Annotated in this window: 13 protein-coding genes; 8 read left to right on the top strand and 5 right to left on the bottom strand. The window is 72.4% G+C overall.

Going from position 1 to position 17,571, the window contains the following annotated elements; all coding sequences use genetic code 11:
• Positions 1–49: 49 nt before the first annotated feature.
• Together AB0C16_RS14430 and recQ are read left to right on the top strand one after the other, a co-directional pair.
• Positions 50–1,255 carry an MFS transporter gene (locus AB0C16_RS14430; protein WP_357682576.1) on the top strand — a complete coding sequence of 402 codons (1,206 nt, stop codon included), beginning with the start codon at positions 50–52 and terminating at the stop codon, positions 1,253–1,255.
• A gap of 4 nt (positions 1,256–1,259) precedes the next feature.
• The gene (gene recQ / locus AB0C16_RS14425) at positions 1,260–3,068 is read left to right on the top strand and encodes a DNA helicase RecQ (RefSeq protein WP_357682574.1); all 1,809 of its coding nucleotides are present in this window, start codon (positions 1,260–1,262) and stop codon (positions 3,066–3,068) included.
• Between the two features lie 318 nt (positions 3,069–3,386).
• Here the strand turns inward: recQ and AB0C16_RS14420 are convergent, their stop codons facing one another.
• Together AB0C16_RS14420 and AB0C16_RS14415 are read right to left on the bottom strand one after the other, a co-directional pair.
• On the bottom strand, positions 3,387–4,091 hold the full coding sequence (locus tag AB0C16_RS14420; protein WP_357682572.1) for a maleylpyruvate isomerase family mycothiol-dependent enzyme: 705 nt from the start codon (positions 4,089–4,091) through the stop codon (positions 3,387–3,389).
• A complete protein-coding gene (locus AB0C16_RS14415) occupies positions 4,088–4,294 on the bottom strand; it encodes a hypothetical protein (RefSeq protein ID WP_357682570.1) in 207 nt (68 codons plus the stop codon). Before AB0C16_RS14415 ends, AB0C16_RS14420 begins: the two co-directional genes overlap by 4 nt.
• An 820-nt stretch (positions 4,295–5,114) precedes the next feature.
• Between AB0C16_RS14415 and AB0C16_RS14410 the strand changes: the two genes are divergently transcribed.
• From AB0C16_RS14410 to AB0C16_RS14400, 3 genes are all read left to right on the top strand, one after another.
• Positions 5,115–6,662 carry an alpha/beta hydrolase gene (locus tag AB0C16_RS14410; RefSeq protein WP_357682568.1) on the top strand — a complete coding sequence of 516 codons (1,548 nt, stop codon included), beginning with the start codon at positions 5,115–5,117 and terminating at the stop codon, positions 6,660–6,662.
• A 9-nt stretch (positions 6,663–6,671) separates the two neighbouring features.
• Positions 6,672–7,361 carry a TetR/AcrR family transcriptional regulator gene (locus AB0C16_RS14405; protein ID WP_357682566.1) on the top strand — a complete coding sequence of 230 codons (690 nt, stop codon included), beginning with the start codon at positions 6,672–6,674 and terminating at the stop codon, positions 7,359–7,361.
• Positions 7,362–7,636: 275 nt separating this feature from the next.
• On the top strand, positions 7,637–8,026 hold the full coding sequence (locus AB0C16_RS14400; protein ID WP_357682564.1) for a hypothetical protein: 390 nt from the start codon (positions 7,637–7,639) through the stop codon (positions 8,024–8,026).
• Positions 8,027–8,140: 114 nt separating this feature from the next.
• Here the strand turns inward: AB0C16_RS14400 and AB0C16_RS14395 are convergent, their stop codons facing one another.
• The gene (locus AB0C16_RS14395; RefSeq protein ID WP_357682562.1) at positions 8,141–11,422 is read right to left on the bottom strand and encodes a BTAD domain-containing putative transcriptional regulator; all 3,282 of its coding nucleotides are present in this window, start codon (positions 11,420–11,422) and stop codon (positions 8,141–8,143) included.
• Between the two features lie 91 nt (positions 11,423–11,513).
• On the opposite strand from AB0C16_RS14395, the gene AB0C16_RS14390 reads away from it, so the two are divergent.
• Complete coding sequence (locus tag AB0C16_RS14390) at positions 11,514–12,992, top strand: MFS transporter (protein ID WP_357682560.1); 1,479 nt, start codon at positions 11,514–11,516, stop codon at positions 12,990–12,992.
• Between the two features lie 18 nt (positions 12,993–13,010).
• Here AB0C16_RS14390 and AB0C16_RS14385 read toward each other — a convergent pair whose 3' ends face one another.
• On the bottom strand, positions 13,011–13,367 hold the full coding sequence (locus tag AB0C16_RS14385; protein ID WP_357682558.1) for a nucleotide pyrophosphohydrolase: 357 nt from the start codon (positions 13,365–13,367) through the stop codon (positions 13,011–13,013).
• Positions 13,368–13,571: 204 nt separating this feature from the next.
• Entirely contained in the window at positions 13,572–16,277 is a 2,706-nt protein-coding gene (locus tag AB0C16_RS14380) for a CHAT domain-containing protein (protein WP_357682556.1), read from the bottom strand.
• A 171-nt stretch (positions 16,278–16,448) separates the two neighbouring features.
• Here AB0C16_RS14380 and AB0C16_RS14375 point away from each other — a divergent pair, with 171 nt between their 5' ends.
• Positions 16,449–17,051: a sigma-70 family RNA polymerase sigma factor gene (locus tag AB0C16_RS14375; protein ID WP_357682554.1), complete on the top strand. Its 603-nt coding sequence runs from the start codon at positions 16,449–16,451 to the stop codon at positions 17,049–17,051.
• The gene (locus AB0C16_RS14370) at positions 17,032–17,505 is read left to right on the top strand and encodes a hypothetical protein (RefSeq protein WP_357682552.1); all 474 of its coding nucleotides are present in this window, start codon (positions 17,032–17,034) and stop codon (positions 17,503–17,505) included. The genes AB0C16_RS14375 and AB0C16_RS14370 overlap by 20 nt, the downstream gene beginning before the upstream one ends.
• Positions 17,506–17,571: the final 66 nt, after the last annotated feature.

The raw sequence follows: 17,571 nt of genomic DNA, 5'->3' as shown, positions 1-17,571 counted from the left end.
GACGCTTATCACCGTATTTCTGGGTGGTGAACGGGGAACTGATCCGGATGTGATCGCCGGCCCAGGATCGCCCGCCCGGCTGATCGGCGCACTCGCGATCACCCAGACCATCGGATATGGCGTGCTTTACTACGCGTTTTCGGTGTTCATCACTCCGATGGCCCGCGAGTTGAACGCCGGAGTGGCCCAGCTCACCGGCGCGATCACGCTGGCCGTGCTGATCTCGGCGCTGGTGGCGCCGCTCGTCGGAAGGTGGCTCGACCGGCACGGCGGGCGCGGCCTGATGACGGCCGGCTCGGTGCTCGGCGCGGCGGCCGTGCTCGCCTGGTCGCAGGTCCGCACGGTCGCGCAGCTCTACCTGGTCTGCGCGGCCCTCGGCGTCGCCTCGGCCATGGTCCTGTACGAGGCCGCGTTCGCGGTGATCGTCGCCTGGTTCGACGCGGCCCGCCGGGCCCGTGCGCTGCTCGCGGTGACCGTCGTCGCGGGCTTCGCCTCCAGCATCTTCCTGCCCCTCACGGGATTCCTCGTCGACAGGTACGGCTGGCGGCACGCCCTGGTCGTCCTGGCCGCCGGCTACGCGGTGACCACGATCCCCCTGCACGGCCTGGCCGTACGCGGGCGTCCGGCCCCGGCGTCCGCCCGCCGGAGCGAGATCGTCGCCTCGGCGGTCCGTGAACGCCCGTTCTGGCTGCTGGCCGCCGCGTTCCTGACGCAGACCGGGGCCGTGGCGGTCATGGGGGTGCTGCTCGTGACGTACCTGATCGCGCTCGGGCACCCGCCCGTCTTCGCGGCCACCGTCGCGGGACTGCTCGGGGTCCTCTCGGTGACGGGCCGGGTGCTGACCACCGGTCTGCAGGCCCGCTGGCCGGTCTCGCTGATCACCGCGGTGGTGTTCGGGCTGCAGGGCGTCGCGGCGGTCCTGCTGCCGCTGGTCGGGCGGAGCGTGCCGGGGGCGGTCGGCGCCGTGGTGCTGTTCGGGCTGGGGTTCGGCGTGGGCACGATCGCCCGTCCGGCCCTGCTCACCGCAAGGTACGGCACCGCGGCGTACGGGTCGCTGAGCGGGGCGCTGGCCCTGCCCATCACGGTCGCCAAAGCGGTGGCCCCGCTGCTCGCGGCGGGCCTGGCCCAGGTGGCCGGATTCCCGGCGGTGATGGGCGCGGTGGCGGCGGCCTGCGCGCTCGGAGCGGCGTCGCTGGTGGCCTACGATCGCCGTGGGCGAACAGGGCCGGCGCCCGCGGGCGAACACGTAAGGTAGCCGCATGGATACCCCCATCGAGGTCCTGCACCGCGTGTTCGGCTACGACTCGTTCCGGGCAGGTCAGCAGGAGATCATCGAGCACGTCGTGGCGGGCGGCGACGCGCTCGTGCTCATGCCGACCGGTGGCGGCAAGTCGCTGTGCTACCAGATCCCGGCGCTGGTGCGCCCCGGGGTCGGTGTGGTCGTCTCGCCGCTGATCGCGCTCATGCAGGACCAGGTCGACGCGCTGACGACGCTCGGCGTGCGGGCGGGGTTCCTCAACTCGACCCAGGATTTCGACGAGCGGCAGCGGGTGGAGGCGGCGTTCCTGGCGGGCGAGCTCGACCTGCTCTACCTCGCGCCCGAGCGGCTGCGGGTCGACTCGACGCTGCGGCTGCTGGCCAAGGGCGAGATCTCGCTGTTCGCCATCGACGAGGCGCACTGCGTCTCCTCGTGGGGTCACGACTTCCGGCCCGACTACCTCGCGCTGTCCGAGCTGCACGAGCGCTGGCCCGAGGTGCCGCGCATCGCGCTGACCGCGACCGCCACCCCGGCCACGCACGCCGAGATCTCCTCGCGGCTCGGCCTGCAGCAGGCCCGCCACTTCGTGGCCAGCTTCGACCGGCCCAACATCCACTACCGCATCTCGTCCAAGAACGAGCCCAAGCGGCAGCTGCTCGAGTTCCTGCGCACCGAGCACCCCGGCGAGGCGGGCATCGTCTACTGCCTGTCCCGGTCCTCGGTCGACAAGATCGCCGACTTCCTGGTCGACAACGGCATCGCCGCCGTCCCCTACCACGCGGGCCTCGACGCCCGCACCCGCGCCGCGCACCAGGCCCGGTTCCTGCGCGAGGACGGGATGATCGTGGTCGCGACGATCGCCTTCGGCATGGGGATCGACAAGCCCGACGTGCGCTTCGTGGCCCATCTCGACCTGCCCAAGTCGGTCGAGGGCTACTACCAGGAGACCGGGCGGGCCGGGCGCGACGGCCTGCCCGCCACCGCGTGGATGGCCTACGGCCTGCAGGACGTCGTGCAGCACCGGCGGCTGGCCATGGAAGGCGACGAGGCCCACCGGCGGCGGCAGGTGCTCCACCTCGACGCGATGCTGGCCCTGTGCGAGACCGTCGCGTGCCGCCGCGTGATGCTGCTCGACTACTTCGGCCAGCAGCGGGCCGAGCCGTGCGGCAACTGCGACACCTGCCAGGCGCCCCCCGAGGCGTGGGACGGCACCATCCCCGCCCAGAAGCTGCTCTCGACCGTCCTGCGACTGGCCCGCGAACGACGGCAGAAGTTCGGGGTCGGCCAGATCGTCGACATCCTGCTCGGCAAGAAGACCGCCAAAGTGCTCCAGTTCGGCCACGACTCGCTGACCGTGTTCGGCATCGGCACCGAGCTGACCAACACCGAATGGCACGGAGTGGCGCGCCAGTTGCTGGCGCAGGGGCTGCTGGCCGTCGAATCCGACTATGGCGCACTGGTGCTCACCGACGCGAGCGCCGACGTGCTGCGCGGGGAGCGCGAGGTGCGGTTGCGCCGCGACGCGCGGCGACCGGCGCGGGCCAAGACCTCCGGCGGCGGGGCCGCCCGTCCCGTGGTGGAGCTGCCCCAGGAGGCGGCGCCGGTGTTCGAACGGCTGCGTGCCTGGCGGGCGGCCACCGCCAAGGAGCAGGGCGTGCCCGCCTACGTGATCTTCCACGACGCGACGCTGCGCGAGATCGCCACGCTGTCGCCCTCGTCGCTGGCCGAGCTGGGCCAAGTCAACGGCGTGGGCGAGAACAAACTGGCCAAATACGGAGACCAGGTCCTGGAGGCGCTCGCGTCCACCTGACCGCCGGCGCCACCCGGCTGCTCCTCACCCGGCTCCTGCGAGTGCCCCTGGGAGTGCCCCTGCGGGTGGCCCTGCGAGCGCCCCCGGGGAGTGGCTCTGCGAGTGACTCTGAAGGAGGGCTCCGGCGGCTCTGAAGGGTGGCGACGGCCGCACGAAGAACGGTCGTCGCCACCACTGGTCGCCACTTCGGCGATCAGCTCCATTCCACACTAGCCGGACCAAGCGCGCATCCCGCACTTCAATCCGTATGCGCTGCCCAGCAGACCTGTGTTCGTCGAGCGTTTCCCCGCGCCCGGGAGGACCGCGTTTCCGTCGCCCTCACCGATCAGCTCCCCGCCCGGCCCCACGGCCGGCCTGGAAGCGGTGTGGTGGGCCCCAGCCGGGGTCTCGGCCCAGGAAGGCGAGCAGCCGGTCCTGCGCGGACGCGCGCCGGGGCTGCGCGATCGGCCCGGCGAAGCGCGCCGGGCGGTCGGCGTCCGTGACGAACACCTGGGCGAGGTCGAGCAGTTCGCCCGCCATCAGCGGAGGCATCGGGCTCGGTCGCCCGCAGGCACGGGCGAGGTCCCATGCGTGCACGGCCACCTCCACGGCCCCGACCTCTGACACCGTCGTGGCCGCCATTGGACACCCCTCGATCACGACGTGATCGCGCACCTGACGGGCCCACGCCCCGAGCATCTCGGCCGCCCGATCCCGCAACACCAGCACCGGGTCGCGCCTCCTGCACGCCTCCCGCCCGCCACCCACGTCGCCGGCCGGCCCGCGATGGAGCCCCGGAGCCGAGCCGCCGCCTGTAGCACCACCGGCCATGGCAGGACCGAGGTCGACCTGGCCAAGGTCGGCGGCCTCGGTCAGGGCTGTGAGCGAGTCGTCCAGGTGGGCCAGCAGATCTCCCACGTCCCAGTCGTGGCATGGGGTGGCGCGATACAGGTCTTCTCTGGCGACGAGGCGCAGGCTACCCAGCGCGTAGCCGATGGCTCTCTCGAGCAGGCTCGCCCCTTCGACCATCGGCCTGCTCCTCACGATGTCACCTCGATCACAGCCACCGGGCCGACGGCGCCAGTCGAAACGTCCGGCCCGGCGGCCCAGATCCCGGGCCCCGGATCGGCGACTCCGGTCGTCGCTGGGCCGGTGGTCCCGATCGCCCTCCAGCCGGTTCGTACGCGGCCGGGCCGCATGGTGGCGTTGACCTCGACGGCTCCGGGACAGGTGCGCAAGTCCCCCATCTCCACCTCCTCGTCACCTGTACAGACAACGCGGGCGGGAAGAAATCATCGGTCACCGGGCAACCGGCTCACCGTGCTACGCGGCGACCGGGCCGGAGGTGAGACGTCAGCGGTGCCCGAGGGCGGGCCAATTGCGGGATTGCCGCCCCTTGCCGGGAAATTCTCTATGGAGCTTCGCCGATATTCGCCAGGCATGACTAATTTTCGCTGACGTACCCTCGATGTCATGGATCCACGAATCGATCGCCACGAATGGGACGATCGTGGAAGAAAACGCACAGTGGTGGCCGGCTGCCTGGTCATGTGCGCGATAGGCGCCATTATCTGGCTCATCGCACTGGGCGTGATCCTCTATTTAGTTTTTCGATCATAAATAACCGTCTTGAAATTTGCGGCGTTTCGCAGCGCATGTGACATGAGCGCACGGAGATTCGATGAGATGGCCGGCGGATCGGAATGCCGTTCGCATCGATCATGCGCCACGCGTGCGCGATGTCGAACGACGAGTTCTTCTCAGTGGAAACGACTGGTCGTCGGCGGTGACGGCGACAGGATCCCGTTCAGCGGCAGTCACTGCGCGTCACACGCTTGCGGCGGGGGCGACGCCGGGCCGAAGCGCACGCGTGTCGTGGACCGGTTGCCTCCACCGCCTCGGGGTGCCACGGGCGGTCCTGGAGGGCGGCGATGCGGCGGTGGGGACGACGCCGCAACACTGACCGCCGAGAATCCGTCCGGCCACGCCGTCCACTCCCCCTGGTATACGACGTATATCTACTATACGGTGTATCTGGCTTGGCGTTGTCCGACGAAAGGGATCCTGATGCTCTACGGCTTAGACGGGCCCACCGTGCTGCTGCTGCCGGTGCTCTGGTCTGTCGCCAGTGCTCGAAGCAGTCAATTGACGTTCCGACGCACACCTGCGGCCATTGCCGGCACCGCCCGCACCGCACTGGTGCTGATCGCGGTATCGCTTGCCGTCACGGCGGTGTTCGTGGCCGAAGCGGTGGCCGACCTCGGCTGGTTCCTCGCCCGCGACAAGACCGGGCTCCATCTGGCGCTGACCGTACTGCCCGCCGTCGCCGCCGCCGTCGGCGCGCTGCCCCGCTTGGCCCGGCTGCGCCGCCAGGCCCTGGGCACTGACGAGTCGGCAAAGACCGGCCTGCGGGCTGCGGCTGGGGACCCGGTCCTCGCCGTGCCGCCGAAGGTGGCGGCCTACGCCGCCGGGGTGAACCTCTACTTCGCATTCGTGCCACACGAGCAGGTGGGCCTTCGCGAACTCGCCGCGCCGTTCGGCCTGCTCACGGTGCTGGTCGGCGTCGCGATAATCGTTCAGCGGCGCCGGCGCGGAGCGGCGTCGACCGATACCGGGCTCGCGGCACGCCGCCCGGGCGCGGCGCGCGTGTTACGGATCGCCACGGGAGCCGGCCTCGCCCTGATCATCCTCGCAGTGCTGGGCGTCACCGCCATGACCACCAGCACCACCACCGGTTACGTCGCAGACGGCGTGGCGCAGGCGCAGGAACTGGTGAAGCGCACCCCGGTGCGCACCGGCACGGTCACCGTCGACGGCGACGACCTCTACTACGAGGTGCGCGGCAGCGGGCCACCGCTGCTCATGATCCCTGGCGCCGGCGGCGACGCCGGCTTCTACGCCTACCCCGCGGCGCTGCTCGCCAACGAGTTCCAGGTCATCACCTACGACCGGCGCGGCAACTCGCGCAGCACCCACCGGCATCCCGGCAGGTTGGACATGACCCAGCAGGCCGCCGACGCCGTCGCCGTCATCCGGGCGACCGGGCACCGCTCGGCGCTCGTGTTCGGCAACAGCGGCGGAGCGATCATCGCGCTGGAACTCGCGCGCGCCTTTCCGGACGCGGTCACCGGCGTGGTCGCGCACGAGCCGCCGATGATGACCGTGTCACCCGACCGGCAGAAGTGGTTGGCCTTGTTCCGCGCCACCACCGGGCCGATCTCCCGAATCGCGGGCGAGGAGACGGGCATGCTCGTGTTCGCGCTGACGGTCGGCATCCCGTTCGACTCCTACGCCTCGATTCCCGACGACTTCTCCGCACGGATGGGCGCCAACCATGCGTTCTTCGTGAAGAACGAGATGTACCCGTTTGTCGCCTATGAGCCCGACATGGCCCTGCTGCGGGCCGGCGGCATCCCGATCGTGCTGGCCGTCGGCACCACCACGCTGGCCACCAACCGCTACTACGGGCAGCCGGCCGGCATCCTCGCCGAGCGGCTCGGCAGCCGGACGGTGACGATGCCCGGCCACCACAACTCGTACTTCGACCTGCCCGGGCCGTGGACCGAGGCGCTACGTGCCATGCTGCGCGACATCCAGCTCCAGAGGAGGAGCTAGGGTCGGTCCATGTCCAGACAGCCGGCCGGCAACCGCCCCGTGAGCACCGACGACACCGGGCGACCGGTCCGCCTGGCGCTCACCCGGGAGTACATCGTGCGCACGGCGCTGGCCATCCTCGACCGCGACGGGGTCGCCGGGCTCTCGATGCGCAAGCTCGCCGCCGAACTCGGCACCAACCCGATGGCCTTCTACCATCACCTGCCCAACAAGGCGGCGCTCTTCGACGGGGTGGTCGAGGCGGCGTACGCGGAGATCGACATCGACATCGAGGCGCTGGCCCGCACAGGCACATGGCGGGACATGCTCACCACGTTCGCCCGCAGCCTGCGGGACGTCCTGCGGCACCACCCGCACGTGCTGGCGATCATCGCGACCCGTCCCGCCTACGCCCCCTCGATTCTCGGCCTCGCCGACCGGGCGCTCGGCGGGCTGCGCGGTTCCGGGTTCACCGACCGGGACCTGCTCGTCATGGTCAACGCGTTGCGGGCGTTCACGATCGGGCACGTGCTCGCCGAGGTCGGTGAGCCGGTCGGCGGTCCGACCCCCACCGAGGAAGAGGCCGTCGGGTTGCTCGATCGGTACCCGAACCTGGCCCGGGCGGTCAGCGGCGGCTACCAGCCGCAGGAACAGTTCGAGCAGGTGCTCCAGGCCATGCTGGACGGCTTCGAGCAGTGGTCGCCGCCGCGCACCGGGTGAACCCCGACCGGCCCCCAGGGGCGTAACGGTCCGGCGAGGTGACCGAGTTCTTCTCACCCGACACGCGGCGAAGGACCCGGCTCAGCGCCGACGCCGCCCGGGACACAGGTTGGCGCCAGGAGCGAGCAACGGGGTGCCCGGTGCGTCCAACATGGGGAAGACGAACATCTTCTGTCCCGCCCTGTACGGGGTTACCGTCTGACCCATGACCGGACTGGAGGAGTGATTTGACCCCCTATCGTCCACGCCGGACGTGCTCCCTTGGGGTGACCGCGGTGCGCGGGTGGAGTGTGAAGGTCATCGGCATCACGGCCGGCCAGGACCTGCCCGACGACTTCGAGGTGGAGGCCGCGATGCAGGCGGCCGAGCGGGAGCTGCCCGGACAGGGCGGCATCGCGTTCGTCGTGGTGCACCGCGGCACCGAGGCGCTGTGGGCGAACATCTGCTGGTGGCAGGCCGACATCCTCTATCACCGGCTGTGGCGGGCCGAGCTCGGCGCCACCGACCTGGTGCGGGTGCCGCCCGACGGGCCGACCGCGTGCGTGTGGGAGCTGGTGGCCATCGACCACGAACGGCGAGCCTGGGTGCGCCATGTGCTGGCCCGCCCCGACGACCCCGACTACACCGGCTACCTCGCTGCGGATCCGCTGGTCGAGGTGGCCTGACCGCCCCACCTTAAGGGCGTGGGAAGGAGATCGTAAGCGGCCTCCGCCATCGTCGGACCCGTCAAGCAGCACGACGGAAGGCTCGACGAAACGACCGGTGTTGAGGCGGGCCGGTCAGGCCAGGCTCGGCGCGTCGCCGAGTTTGAGCCGGCCGCCCTGTTCGTACGCGCCGGCGAACGCCTCCGGCCCGAGCGCCTCGCGTGCCAGGGCGGTGGCGCGGTCGATCTCGACGTGTTCCGACGGGCTGGCGGGGGTGCGGTTGGACCGCCGGACCTCGGCGGCCAGGCCGAGCAGCCGGGCCGCCCGCTCGTGGTGGCCGGCCGTGGCCAGCGCGGCGGCCAGTCCTTCCACGGCCAGCGCCCCCGTCGCCGGATCGCCGATCTTCTGCGCGGCGGCGAACGCCTCCAGGTGCAGCTCTCTGGCGGTCGCCGGGTCGCCGCGCACGTCACGAAGGAAGCCGAGCTCGATCAGGGTGGTGGGCAGGTGCAGGGCGGGATCGGCGTCGGGGTCACGCGAGACCCCGTCGAGCAACTGCGCCAGGTGGGTCTCGGCCAGGTCGAACCGGCCGGCCCGGCGCGCGGAGAAGGCCAGCCCCATCCCGGCCATGAACCGGCCCTCCCGGTAGCCCTGCGTGATGGACAGCCGCAGGGCGTGCCCGCACAGCTCCATCGCCCGTTCGTACTCCCCGCTCTGGAGCGCGATCCAGCCCAGCCAGGCGATGTGACGGGCGGCTTCCGGCCACAGGCCCAGCTCCTCGGCCATGCGCAGACAGTCGGTGAACAGCAGGGTGGCCCGCTCGCCATCGGCCGCGATCTCGGCCTGCCCGGCGAGCCACTCCATGGCCTGCAGTTGCCCCCAGCGGTCGCCGAGCTTCCTGAACAGGCGCAGGCTCTCCCCGCCGTCGCGTTCGAGGGCGACCAGGTCGCGGCGTGTGAAGGCGTTCCGGGCGCGCCTGCTCAGGGCCGCCGCGATGCCCCACTCGTCGCCGATGGCGCGGAAGGTGGCCAGCGCGCCGGTCACCAGCTCCTGCTCGCCGGGCGTCTCGGCGGTGGCCAGCGCCAGGAACAGCTCGGCTCTGGCCCGCTCGCCGGGATCCTCCAACGCTCCGGTGTCCCAGGTGATGTCCTGGTCGAGCATCAGCGCGAACCCGGCGTGCCACGCGTCCGCCCTGGCCCGGCCGGGCGCCTCGCCCTCGACGGCCAGCGCCGCCTCCAGCGACCGCCGCCCTTCGGCCAGCCTGCCGCGCAGGAACCAGTACCAGGTCAGCGCGTTCACCAGCCGCGACGCGCCGTCCGCGTCGTGCTCGCGGACCTGCGTGTCGAGCGCGGCCCGCAGGTTCGCCGCCTCCGCGTCGAGGCGCCTCAGCCACTCCCCCTGCTCGGGTCCGTACAGAGCGGGCTCCGCCTGTTCGGCCAGCGCCAGGTAGTGGCGGGCGTGCGCGTGTCGTACCGTCTCCAGCTCGCCCGTGTCGGACAGGCGGTCGAGGCAGTAGGCGGCCACCGACTCCAGCAGGCGGTAGCGGACGCCCGCCGGCCCCTCGGCGGTGACCACGAGTGAGCGGTCGACCAGCCGGGCGATCAGGTCGAGCACGTCGAGCCCGTCGCCGCCGCAGACCTCCTCGGCCGCCTCCAGCGTGCAGCCGCCGGCGTGCACGGCCAGGCGCCGCAGCACGACGCGTTCGGGCTCGGTCAGCAGCTGCCAGCTCCAGTCGATCACCGCCATGAGCGTCCGCTGGCGTTGGGGGGCGCCGCGCCGCCCGGAGGCCAGCAGCCGGAACCGGTCGTCGAGCCGCGCGAGCACTCCGCGCACGCCGAGCGCCCGCACCCGCGTGGCCGCCAGTTCCAGCGCCAGCGGGATCCCGTCCAGCCCACGGCACAGCTCCGCGACGGCCGCGGCGTTGCCCGCGTCGAGCGCGAACCCGGGGGCGGAGGCGGTGGCCCGCGCCACGAACAACCGCACCGCGTCGGACCGCCCGACCTCCTCGATCTCCAAAGCGGGATCGAGGGGGCCGGGCCCCGTATGAGCCTCCGTATGAACCTCCATATGAACCTCGGTACGGGACTCCGTACGCGATCCCGCGTGAGTCTCCGCACGAGATCCCGCACGGGACTCCGCGCCGAGGGCGGAATACGGGCTGGCCTCGATGGGCGCGGGGAGGCTGAGCGGGGGGACGCTCCACAGCGTCTCGCCCGCCACCGCCAGGGGCTCGCGGCTCGTGGCCAGGACGCGCAGCCCGGGAGCCGAACGGAGGAGCCGCTCCGCCAGGTCGGCGACCTCTTCGACCAGGTGCTCGCAGTTGTCCAGGACGAGCAGCAGCCGCCGGGACCGCAGCGCCTCGGCCAGCCGGTCGGCCGGATCCGCCGGCTCGGCGCCCCCGCGGATGTCGAGTGCCGCCATGACGGCCTCCGCCGCGGACCCGGTGCCCCGGTCGAGCGGGGCCAGCTCGACCAGCCACACCCCGTCCGGGAAGTCGCCGAGCGACTGGGCGGAGACCTCCAGCGCCAGCCGCGTCTTGCCCACCCCGCCGCTGCCCGTCAGCGTCACGAGCCGGGCGTCGCGCAGCAGCGATCGCACCTCGGCCAGCGCGCCGTCTCGCCCGATCAGCTCGCTGAGCGAGGCGGGCAGGTTGGTGACGGGCCGCTCGGCGCAGCCGCTGAGCGCCGGGTCCTGCCCGAGGATCGCCTGGTGCAGGTCGGCGAGCTCGGGCGCGGGGTCGAGGCCGAGCTCGTCGGCGAGCAGCTCGCGCAGTTGGCCATAGCTGGCGAGCGCCTCGCCCTGCCGTCCGGCGCGGTAGAGGGCCCGCATGTGCACGGCCCGCAGGCGTTCCCTGAGCGGATGGCGGGCCACCAGGTCGCCCAGCTCGCCCACGAGCAGGCCGTGCTCGCCCAGGTCGAGGCGTGCCTCGGCGTGCTGTTCGAGGGCGGACAGCCGTTGTTCCTCGAGCCGGACGATCGCGGTGCGGGTGAACTCCTCGTCGGCGAAGTCGGCGTACGCCGGGCCGCGCCACAGTCCGAGCGCCTCGGCCAGGAGCTCCGCTTTGACCTGCGGGCTCTCGGCGGTCTCGGCGCGAGCCAGCAGCTCGGCGAACAGGAGGGCGTCGACCCCGCCGGTGTCCAGGAGGTAGCCGGGGGCGCGGGAGACCACGAGGTGCTTGCCGCCCGGCTCTGCCTCCTCCAGCGCGCGGCGGAGCTGTGAGACGCGCACCTGGAGCGCGGCCGCCGGGTTGCCCGGCGGCTCGTCACCCCACAGGTCGTCGACCAGCCGGTCGGCCGACACGACCTGTCCCCTGTTGACGAGCAGGTCGGCGAGGAGCGCGCGCACTTTCAGCCCGGGGATCGTGACGGTCTCCCCCGCGTCGGTCACGACGGCCAGCGGCCCGAGCACCTTGAAACGCATGTTCGACACCTTATGCGCCGCCTTAAGCCGACGAGAAGAACATCGAAAGGCCTTTCGATCACCTTTGACGCAATGGGAAAGGGGAACTCTGATGAACACCACAACCCTGGCAGGGCGCCGGGAGTGGATCGGGCTGATCGTGCTGGCCTCGGTCGCCCTTTTGCTCTCGCTCGACGTCAGCGTGCTCTACCTGGCATTGCCGCATCTCAGCGCGGATCTCGGCACCACCGCGTCGCAACAACTGTGGGTCATGGACATCTACTCGTTCATGCTGGCCGGTTTCCTGGTCACGATGGGCACGCTTGGGGACCGGATCGGCCGCCGGAAGCTGCTGATGATCGGGGCGGCGGCGTTCGGTGTGGCTTCGGTGATCGCCGCCTACTCCACGAGTGCCGAGATGCTGATCGTGACCCGGGCGCTGCTCGGCATCGCGGGGGCGACGCTGATGCCGTCGTCCATGGCGCTGATCCGCAACATGTTCATGGACCCCAAGCAGATGGGCGCGGCGATCGGGCTGTGGTTCGGCTGCTTCATGGTGGGCATGGCGCTCGGGCCGCTGGTCGGCGGGCTGCTGCTGGAGCACTTCTGGTGGGGGTCGGCGTTCCTGCTCGGCGTGCCGTTCATGGTCGTGCTGCTGGTCACCGGGCCGGTGCTGCTGCCCGAGTATCGCGACCCGGACGCGGGCCGGCTCGACCCAACCAGCGTCGCCCTGTCGCTGGCGACCATCCTGCCGATCATCTACGGCCTCAAGGAGGTGGCCAGGAGCGGCTGGCAGCCGCTGCCCCTCGGCGCCGTCGTGGTCGGGCTGGCGCTCGGTGTGATGTTCGTGCGGCGGCAGCGCAACCTGGCGAGCCCGCTGCTGGACCTGCGACTGTTCGACAACCGGGCCTTCGCGACCACGCTGTCGCTCCTGCTGCTCGGCGGGGTCGTCATGGCGGGCACCACGTTGATGTCCACGATGTACCTGCAGATGGTCGAAGGACTCTCGCCGCTGAATGCGGGGCTCTGGCTGCTGCCGCAGAACCTGGCCATGATCGTCGCGCTGGCGCTCGGCCCGGCGCTGACCCGCTGGATGCGTCCCGCGTACGTGATGGGCATCGGGCTGCTGGTGGCGGCGCTCGGGCTGATCGTGCACACCCAGGTGCCCAGTTCGGGCGGCACCGGCATGCTGGTGATCGGCCTGGCGCTGGCATCGGCCGGCATCGCGCTGCCGATGAGCGTGGGCAACAGCGTGATCATGACGGCGGCTCCGCCGGAGAAGGCCGGGTCGGCGGCGGCGCTGTCGGAGACGAGCGGCGAGTTCGGGGTGGCCGTGGGCGTGGCGGTGCTGGGCAGCCTGGGCACCGCCGTCTACCGTGCGGTGCTGCCCGAGACGTTGCCTTCGGAGAGCGTCCGCGAGGGCATCACGGCCGCCCTGCGCGTGCCCGAGGTGCTGGAGATCGCCCGCACCGCGTTCACCACGGGCCTCAACGTCGTCGCCGCGGCCGGCGCGCTGATCTTCATCGGGCTCGCGATCGTCACGGTGGCGCTGCTCAGGCGGCACACCATGCCGGATCAGGTCCCCGCGTGACCGTACGAGAGGCCGCGGTCAGGGGTCGAGCGGGGGCGCCTTCCGGGCGGAGCCGCGGTAGAGCTCCGGGTCGTAGCGGCGGTCGTTGACGTCGAGCCTGGCGTTGGCCGCCTCCACGAGGTCGACGCCCAGCACGTCGGCCAGGCGGACCAGATAGGCGGTCACGTCGCCGAGCTCGGAGCGCACCCGGGCCAGGGTGGCGGGGTCGAGGTCCAGCGACTCCTCAGGGGTGAGCCACTGGAACTCCGCCACCAGCTCGCCGGCCTCCCCGCTCAGGGCCATCGCCAGGTTCTTCGGCGTGTGGAACCTCTCCCAGTCTCTGGCCCTGGCGAACTCGCGCAGGCGTGCGGCCAGTCGTTCCAACTCGGTGCTCACGTGAGCCGAGCCTATCGGGCGCGACCGAGGCGGACCGAGGCCGACCGGGGACAGCGCATGGGAACGGGCACGGGAACGGGCATGGGACAGGTATCACGCGCCGGGTCGGGCCCTCCGTCATGGGTGAGAGCGAACGCCCACGACCAAAAGGGCCGGCATGTGCGTCATCCTGTTCGGCACGGGGAACCCGTCCGGGCCCATCGCCTACGTCGTACTGGGCCGCCGGCTCCTGCCGCGCGGTCCGGCGGCGGCCGGACCGCTGCCGTCGGAGGTCCGGTCATCCTGAAGGGTCACGTCAGCTCCGATGCAGACGAATCCGGCAGAAGCGGCCAGCAGCTCACCGGAGGCGGCCCGCTGCGCCTCGGCGAGCGCGGTGGCCGCGGAGTGACCGGCGGCGAGCAGGCGGTGCAGGGCGATCATGGGCTCGGCGGTCTCGGCATCGGGGACGGAGACCACCGAGCCGATGATCGTACGGGCGCCGTGGGCGAGGAAGGTGGCGCTGAGCCCGAGCAGCTCGTCCCCGGCGCGCACGATGGAGCGCCCGCTGTCACACGCCGCCAGCACCACGATCTGCGGCGAGCGGCGGAGCCGTTCGAGGTCGTAGAGCGTGAGCGGGCCGTCCGACAGTTGCAGCGAGGAGAACAGCGGGTTGGTGGCGTGCAGGCGGCCGTGCGCGGCCAGGTGGGCCAGGCGGGCGCCGTCGAGGCCGGTGAGCACGGCCTCGGTGTTGGCCTCGGCCCCGACGAGCACGGGCGCCGCGTGGATGCCCGCGACGGCCTCGGCCTCCGCCCGCGCCCCGGGCAGCCCCGGCCCCGCGACGGCCAGGACGTGCCCGCTCTCGCCCGGCGCGGCGGCGGCGGCGTGCCACAGCGTCGCGGAGGGCGAGACGGTGACGGGCCGGCCGGCGCAGGAGGGCAGGATCGACCACGGCAGCGCCTGCAGGAACCCGGTGGGGATCACCACGAGCGGCCGATCGCCGATGACCCTCGCGAGCGGGCCGAGCAGCATCCGGTCCAGGTGCTCGGCGGCGTGCCGCAGCATCCTGCCGGCCGCGCCGCGGTTGGCCGCGTCGGCACGGCCGGCCAGGCGGCGCAGCGCGAAGGGGATGCGGTCGATGAGGTCCCTGACCGGTGCGGCGGCTCCGAGCCGGTGCAGCGACAACCGGCCGTCCGCGACGGTGACGGCGTGCAACTCCCCGTCGAGCAGCACGAACTCGACGAGCGCCGCGTCCGCGAGGGCTCCGGCCAGCGTGGCCGCCCCGACCGGGCGGGCGCTCAGCGGCGAGCGGACCGCCGGTTGGCGGCGGCGGTAGTCGCGGATGTCACGTTCCAGAGCCAGCTGCCGCTGGACCAGCCGCCCGGCGCCGTGTCCCGCCCGGCGCCTCTCGTTGATCTCGCTCATCACCGCCCGCAGCTCGGACAGCGCGGCGGCCAGGTAGGGGTCGTCGGGCGGATGGACCGGCGGCATCAGCAGGTGGCTGGCCCGCCCCTCCTCGGCCCAGGCGAACACCGTCTCGGCCCGGCCGGTGCGCAGGGCCATGCCCAGCCCGAGCCCGGCCAGGTCCAGGCGGTACTGGGCGCTGTAGGCGCGCAGGTCGGTCGCTCCCAGGGTGGCGCGGTGCTCGTCGAGGACCCGCAGCCCGGCCCTGGCCGCCGTCACGGCGCCCCGCTGGTTGCCCATGGTGAGCCGCAGCAGCGCGGTGGCGTGCCAGGCCCTGGCCCGCAGCAGGGCGGGGCCGCGCAGGCGCGGCTTGGCCGCCTGTTCGAGCTGCCTGCGGGCCTGTTCCACCCGCCCGCGCCGCAGGGCGAGCTGGGCGGCGAGAATCCGGGCCTCCACGGCCACGCCGGGCCAGCCCGCCGTGGTCAGGTCGGCCGCGACCCGTTCCAGCAGCGCCGCCGCCGGGGCCCGGGTCCTGCTCGCGGCCAGCGACCGCAGCACCGCGAACCTGGCCAGCGCCGCCCATTCCGGCCTGCCCTGGCGGGTGAACTCCGTGACGGCGAGCCTGGCCTCGCGTACGGACTCGTCGTCGTCGCCTTCCAGGCCGGCCGTACGGGCGAGGAGCAGCCGCACCTCCGGCAGGCCGATGGCGCGGCGGCTGCGCCTCAGCTGCTCGACCGCCTCCCGGGCGGCGAGCCGGGCCTCCGACACGAGACCCACCGAGAGCAGCAGCTCGCCCCGGTCGGCGAGCAGCCAGCCGAGCTGGTGCGTGCCGAGCGCCCGGAAGCGTTCCTCCGCGCCGTCGAAGGAGGCCAGGGCGGACGGCACGTCGCCGCGCAGGGCGCTCACCCAGCCCAGGTTCAGCCGGACGATGGCCAAGGAGAGGTCGAGACCGAGCGCCGTGCACAGCTCCTCGGCCTCGCGCAGGTCCGTCTCGGCGGCGGCGAACTCGTGCCGGTAGCCGTGCACGATGCCCCGGTTGGACAGCACCCGCTGCAACCACAGATGATCGCCCGCGCGGCGCAGCGCGGGCACGGCCAGCCGGTATCCGGCCAGGGCGTCGTCGCCGCGGCCGAGGTGGTTGAAGATCGCCGCCCGCTGGGCCTCGGCCCGGGCGCGCACGACGCCGTGCAGGGTGGGCAGCACGCTCTCGATCTCGTCCAGCGCGTGGTGGGGCCGGCCGCGCAAGCTGGTCACGAACGCGAGCCGGATCCTGGCCTCGGCCGCCAGCTCCGGCGACCCCGCCCGGGCGCCGAGCCGCATCGCGGCGCGCAGGTGGCGCGTCGCGGTGGCCAGGTCGAGCAGGTGCGTGGCCGCCACCCCCATGGCCCGCTCCGCGACCGACTCCAGCGCGATGTCACCCCGCGCGCGGGCCGCCCGGACGGCGCCGGCCGCGACGGACGTCAGCTGGGCGGGGTCGGCCTCGGCGAGGCGCAGCATGGCCTCGGCCAGATCCGTTGGAGTCCGGCTCACCTTTCGCAGTGTGGCGGAAGAGCCCACGCCTGTGATGTATCAGCCGGGAGACAACCCGTCAGCGGCCGAACCGGGCGCGCTGTTGCCGTCCGAACCGGAAATCCCGACAATACGAGCTCTAGGCGGACGTCCGGTCCGCCGGTCGGCGACCCCTCAGACGGGAGGCGCCAGATGCGTGATGATCCGACCGTCATCGCCCTGGTCGCCCGCGCGCGCAAGGGCGACCAGGGCGCGTGGAACGAGCTCGTGGAGCGCTACCTGCCGCTGATGTGGTCGATCTGCGGGAGACACCGGCTGAGCCGGCCCGACGCCGACGACGTGGTGCAGACCGTCTGCCTGCGCCTGGTCGAGCACCTGGCCGTGCTGCGCACTCCCGCCGCCCTGCCCGGCTGGATCGCCGTCACCACCCAACGCGAATGTGTCCGCGTTCTGCGGGCAGTACGCAGACGCGAGGTCGCCGAACAACCCATGAGCGTCGACCTGGCAGCCGAGGACGAGGCCACCACGATGATCGAACAAGAGCTGGAGCGGGCGGAGCGGCAGGCGGCGTTACGCGCGGCCTTCGCCCAGCTGCCGCCCCTGTGCCGGAAGCTGCTCACGCTGCTCATGCGCGACCCGCCCCCCTCGTACGCGGAGATCGGCGACCTGCTCGGCACCCCGGTCGGCGGCATCGGCCCGACACGTGCCCGATGCCTGGCCAGGCTGCGCCAGAGCCCCTACCTGCACGGCTACCTGAGCGGAGAGGGCGGCGGCGATGCCCGAACACCGGTCTGAGAACCGATGGAGCGACGAGAGGCTCCTGGACGAGCTCGCCACGGCGATGCGAGCGGCCGAGGAGATCCCCCGCGAGGTCGTCGAGTCGGCGCGGGCGGCGTTCGCCTGGCGCGACATCGACGACGAGCTCGCCCGGCTCGCCTACGACTCCGAGGTGGACGGCGAGCCCGCCGAGGCGCTCACCCGATCCGAATCCGCCCCGCTGCGGGCCATGACCTTCGTCTGCCGGTCGCTGACCATCGAACTGGAGGTGGCCGACGACGCCCTGATCGGCCAGGTGGTGCCGAGTCAGGTGGCCGACATCCACGTACGGGTCCTCTCGGGGGTGGCCGCCACGGTCCGCACTGACGAGGTCGGCGGGTTCGCCATCAGGCCGATCCCCGATCACCCGTTCCACCTGCAGTGCCGCACCTCCGACGGCGTCAGTGTGGCGACGAGCTGGATCACCCTGTAAGCCCGTCCCTCCCCTCTGTATCAGCCGGCTGTATCAGGTGGCTCCGCGCGCCCTCCGATAGGTACA

The sequence above is a fragment of the Nonomuraea sp. NPDC048916 genome (assembly GCF_040649575.1).
Taxonomy (GTDB): domain Bacteria; phylum Actinomycetota; class Actinomycetes; order Streptosporangiales; family Streptosporangiaceae; genus Nonomuraea.
This window is presented reverse-complemented; position numbering and strand designations above follow the sequence as displayed.

Coding starts and splice junctions, on each gene's coding strand:
- recQ (WP_357682574.1), top strand. CDS start 1,260: ATGGATACCCCCATCGAGGTCCTGCACCGCGTGTTCGGCTACGACTCG.
- AB0C16_RS14415 (WP_357682570.1), bottom strand. CDS start 4,294: ATGGGGGACTTGCGCACCTGTCCCGGAGCCGTCGAGGTCAACGCCACC.
- AB0C16_RS14410 (WP_357682568.1), top strand. CDS start 5,115: ATGCTCTACGGCTTAGACGGGCCCACCGTGCTGCTGCTGCCGGTGCTC.
- AB0C16_RS14405 (WP_357682566.1), top strand. CDS start 6,672: ATGTCCAGACAGCCGGCCGGCAACCGCCCCGTGAGCACCGACGACACC.
- AB0C16_RS14395 (WP_357682562.1), bottom strand. CDS start 11,422: ATGCGTTTCAAGGTGCTCGGGCCGCTGGCCGTCGTGACCGACGCGGGG.
- AB0C16_RS14390 (WP_357682560.1), top strand. CDS start 11,514: ATGAACACCACAACCCTGGCAGGGCGCCGGGAGTGGATCGGGCTGATC.
- AB0C16_RS14375 (WP_357682554.1), top strand. CDS start 16,449: ATGCGTGATGATCCGACCGTCATCGCCCTGGTCGCCCGCGCGCGCAAG.
- AB0C16_RS14370 (WP_357682552.1), top strand. CDS start 17,032: ATGCCCGAACACCGGTCTGAGAACCGATGGAGCGACGAGAGGCTCCTG.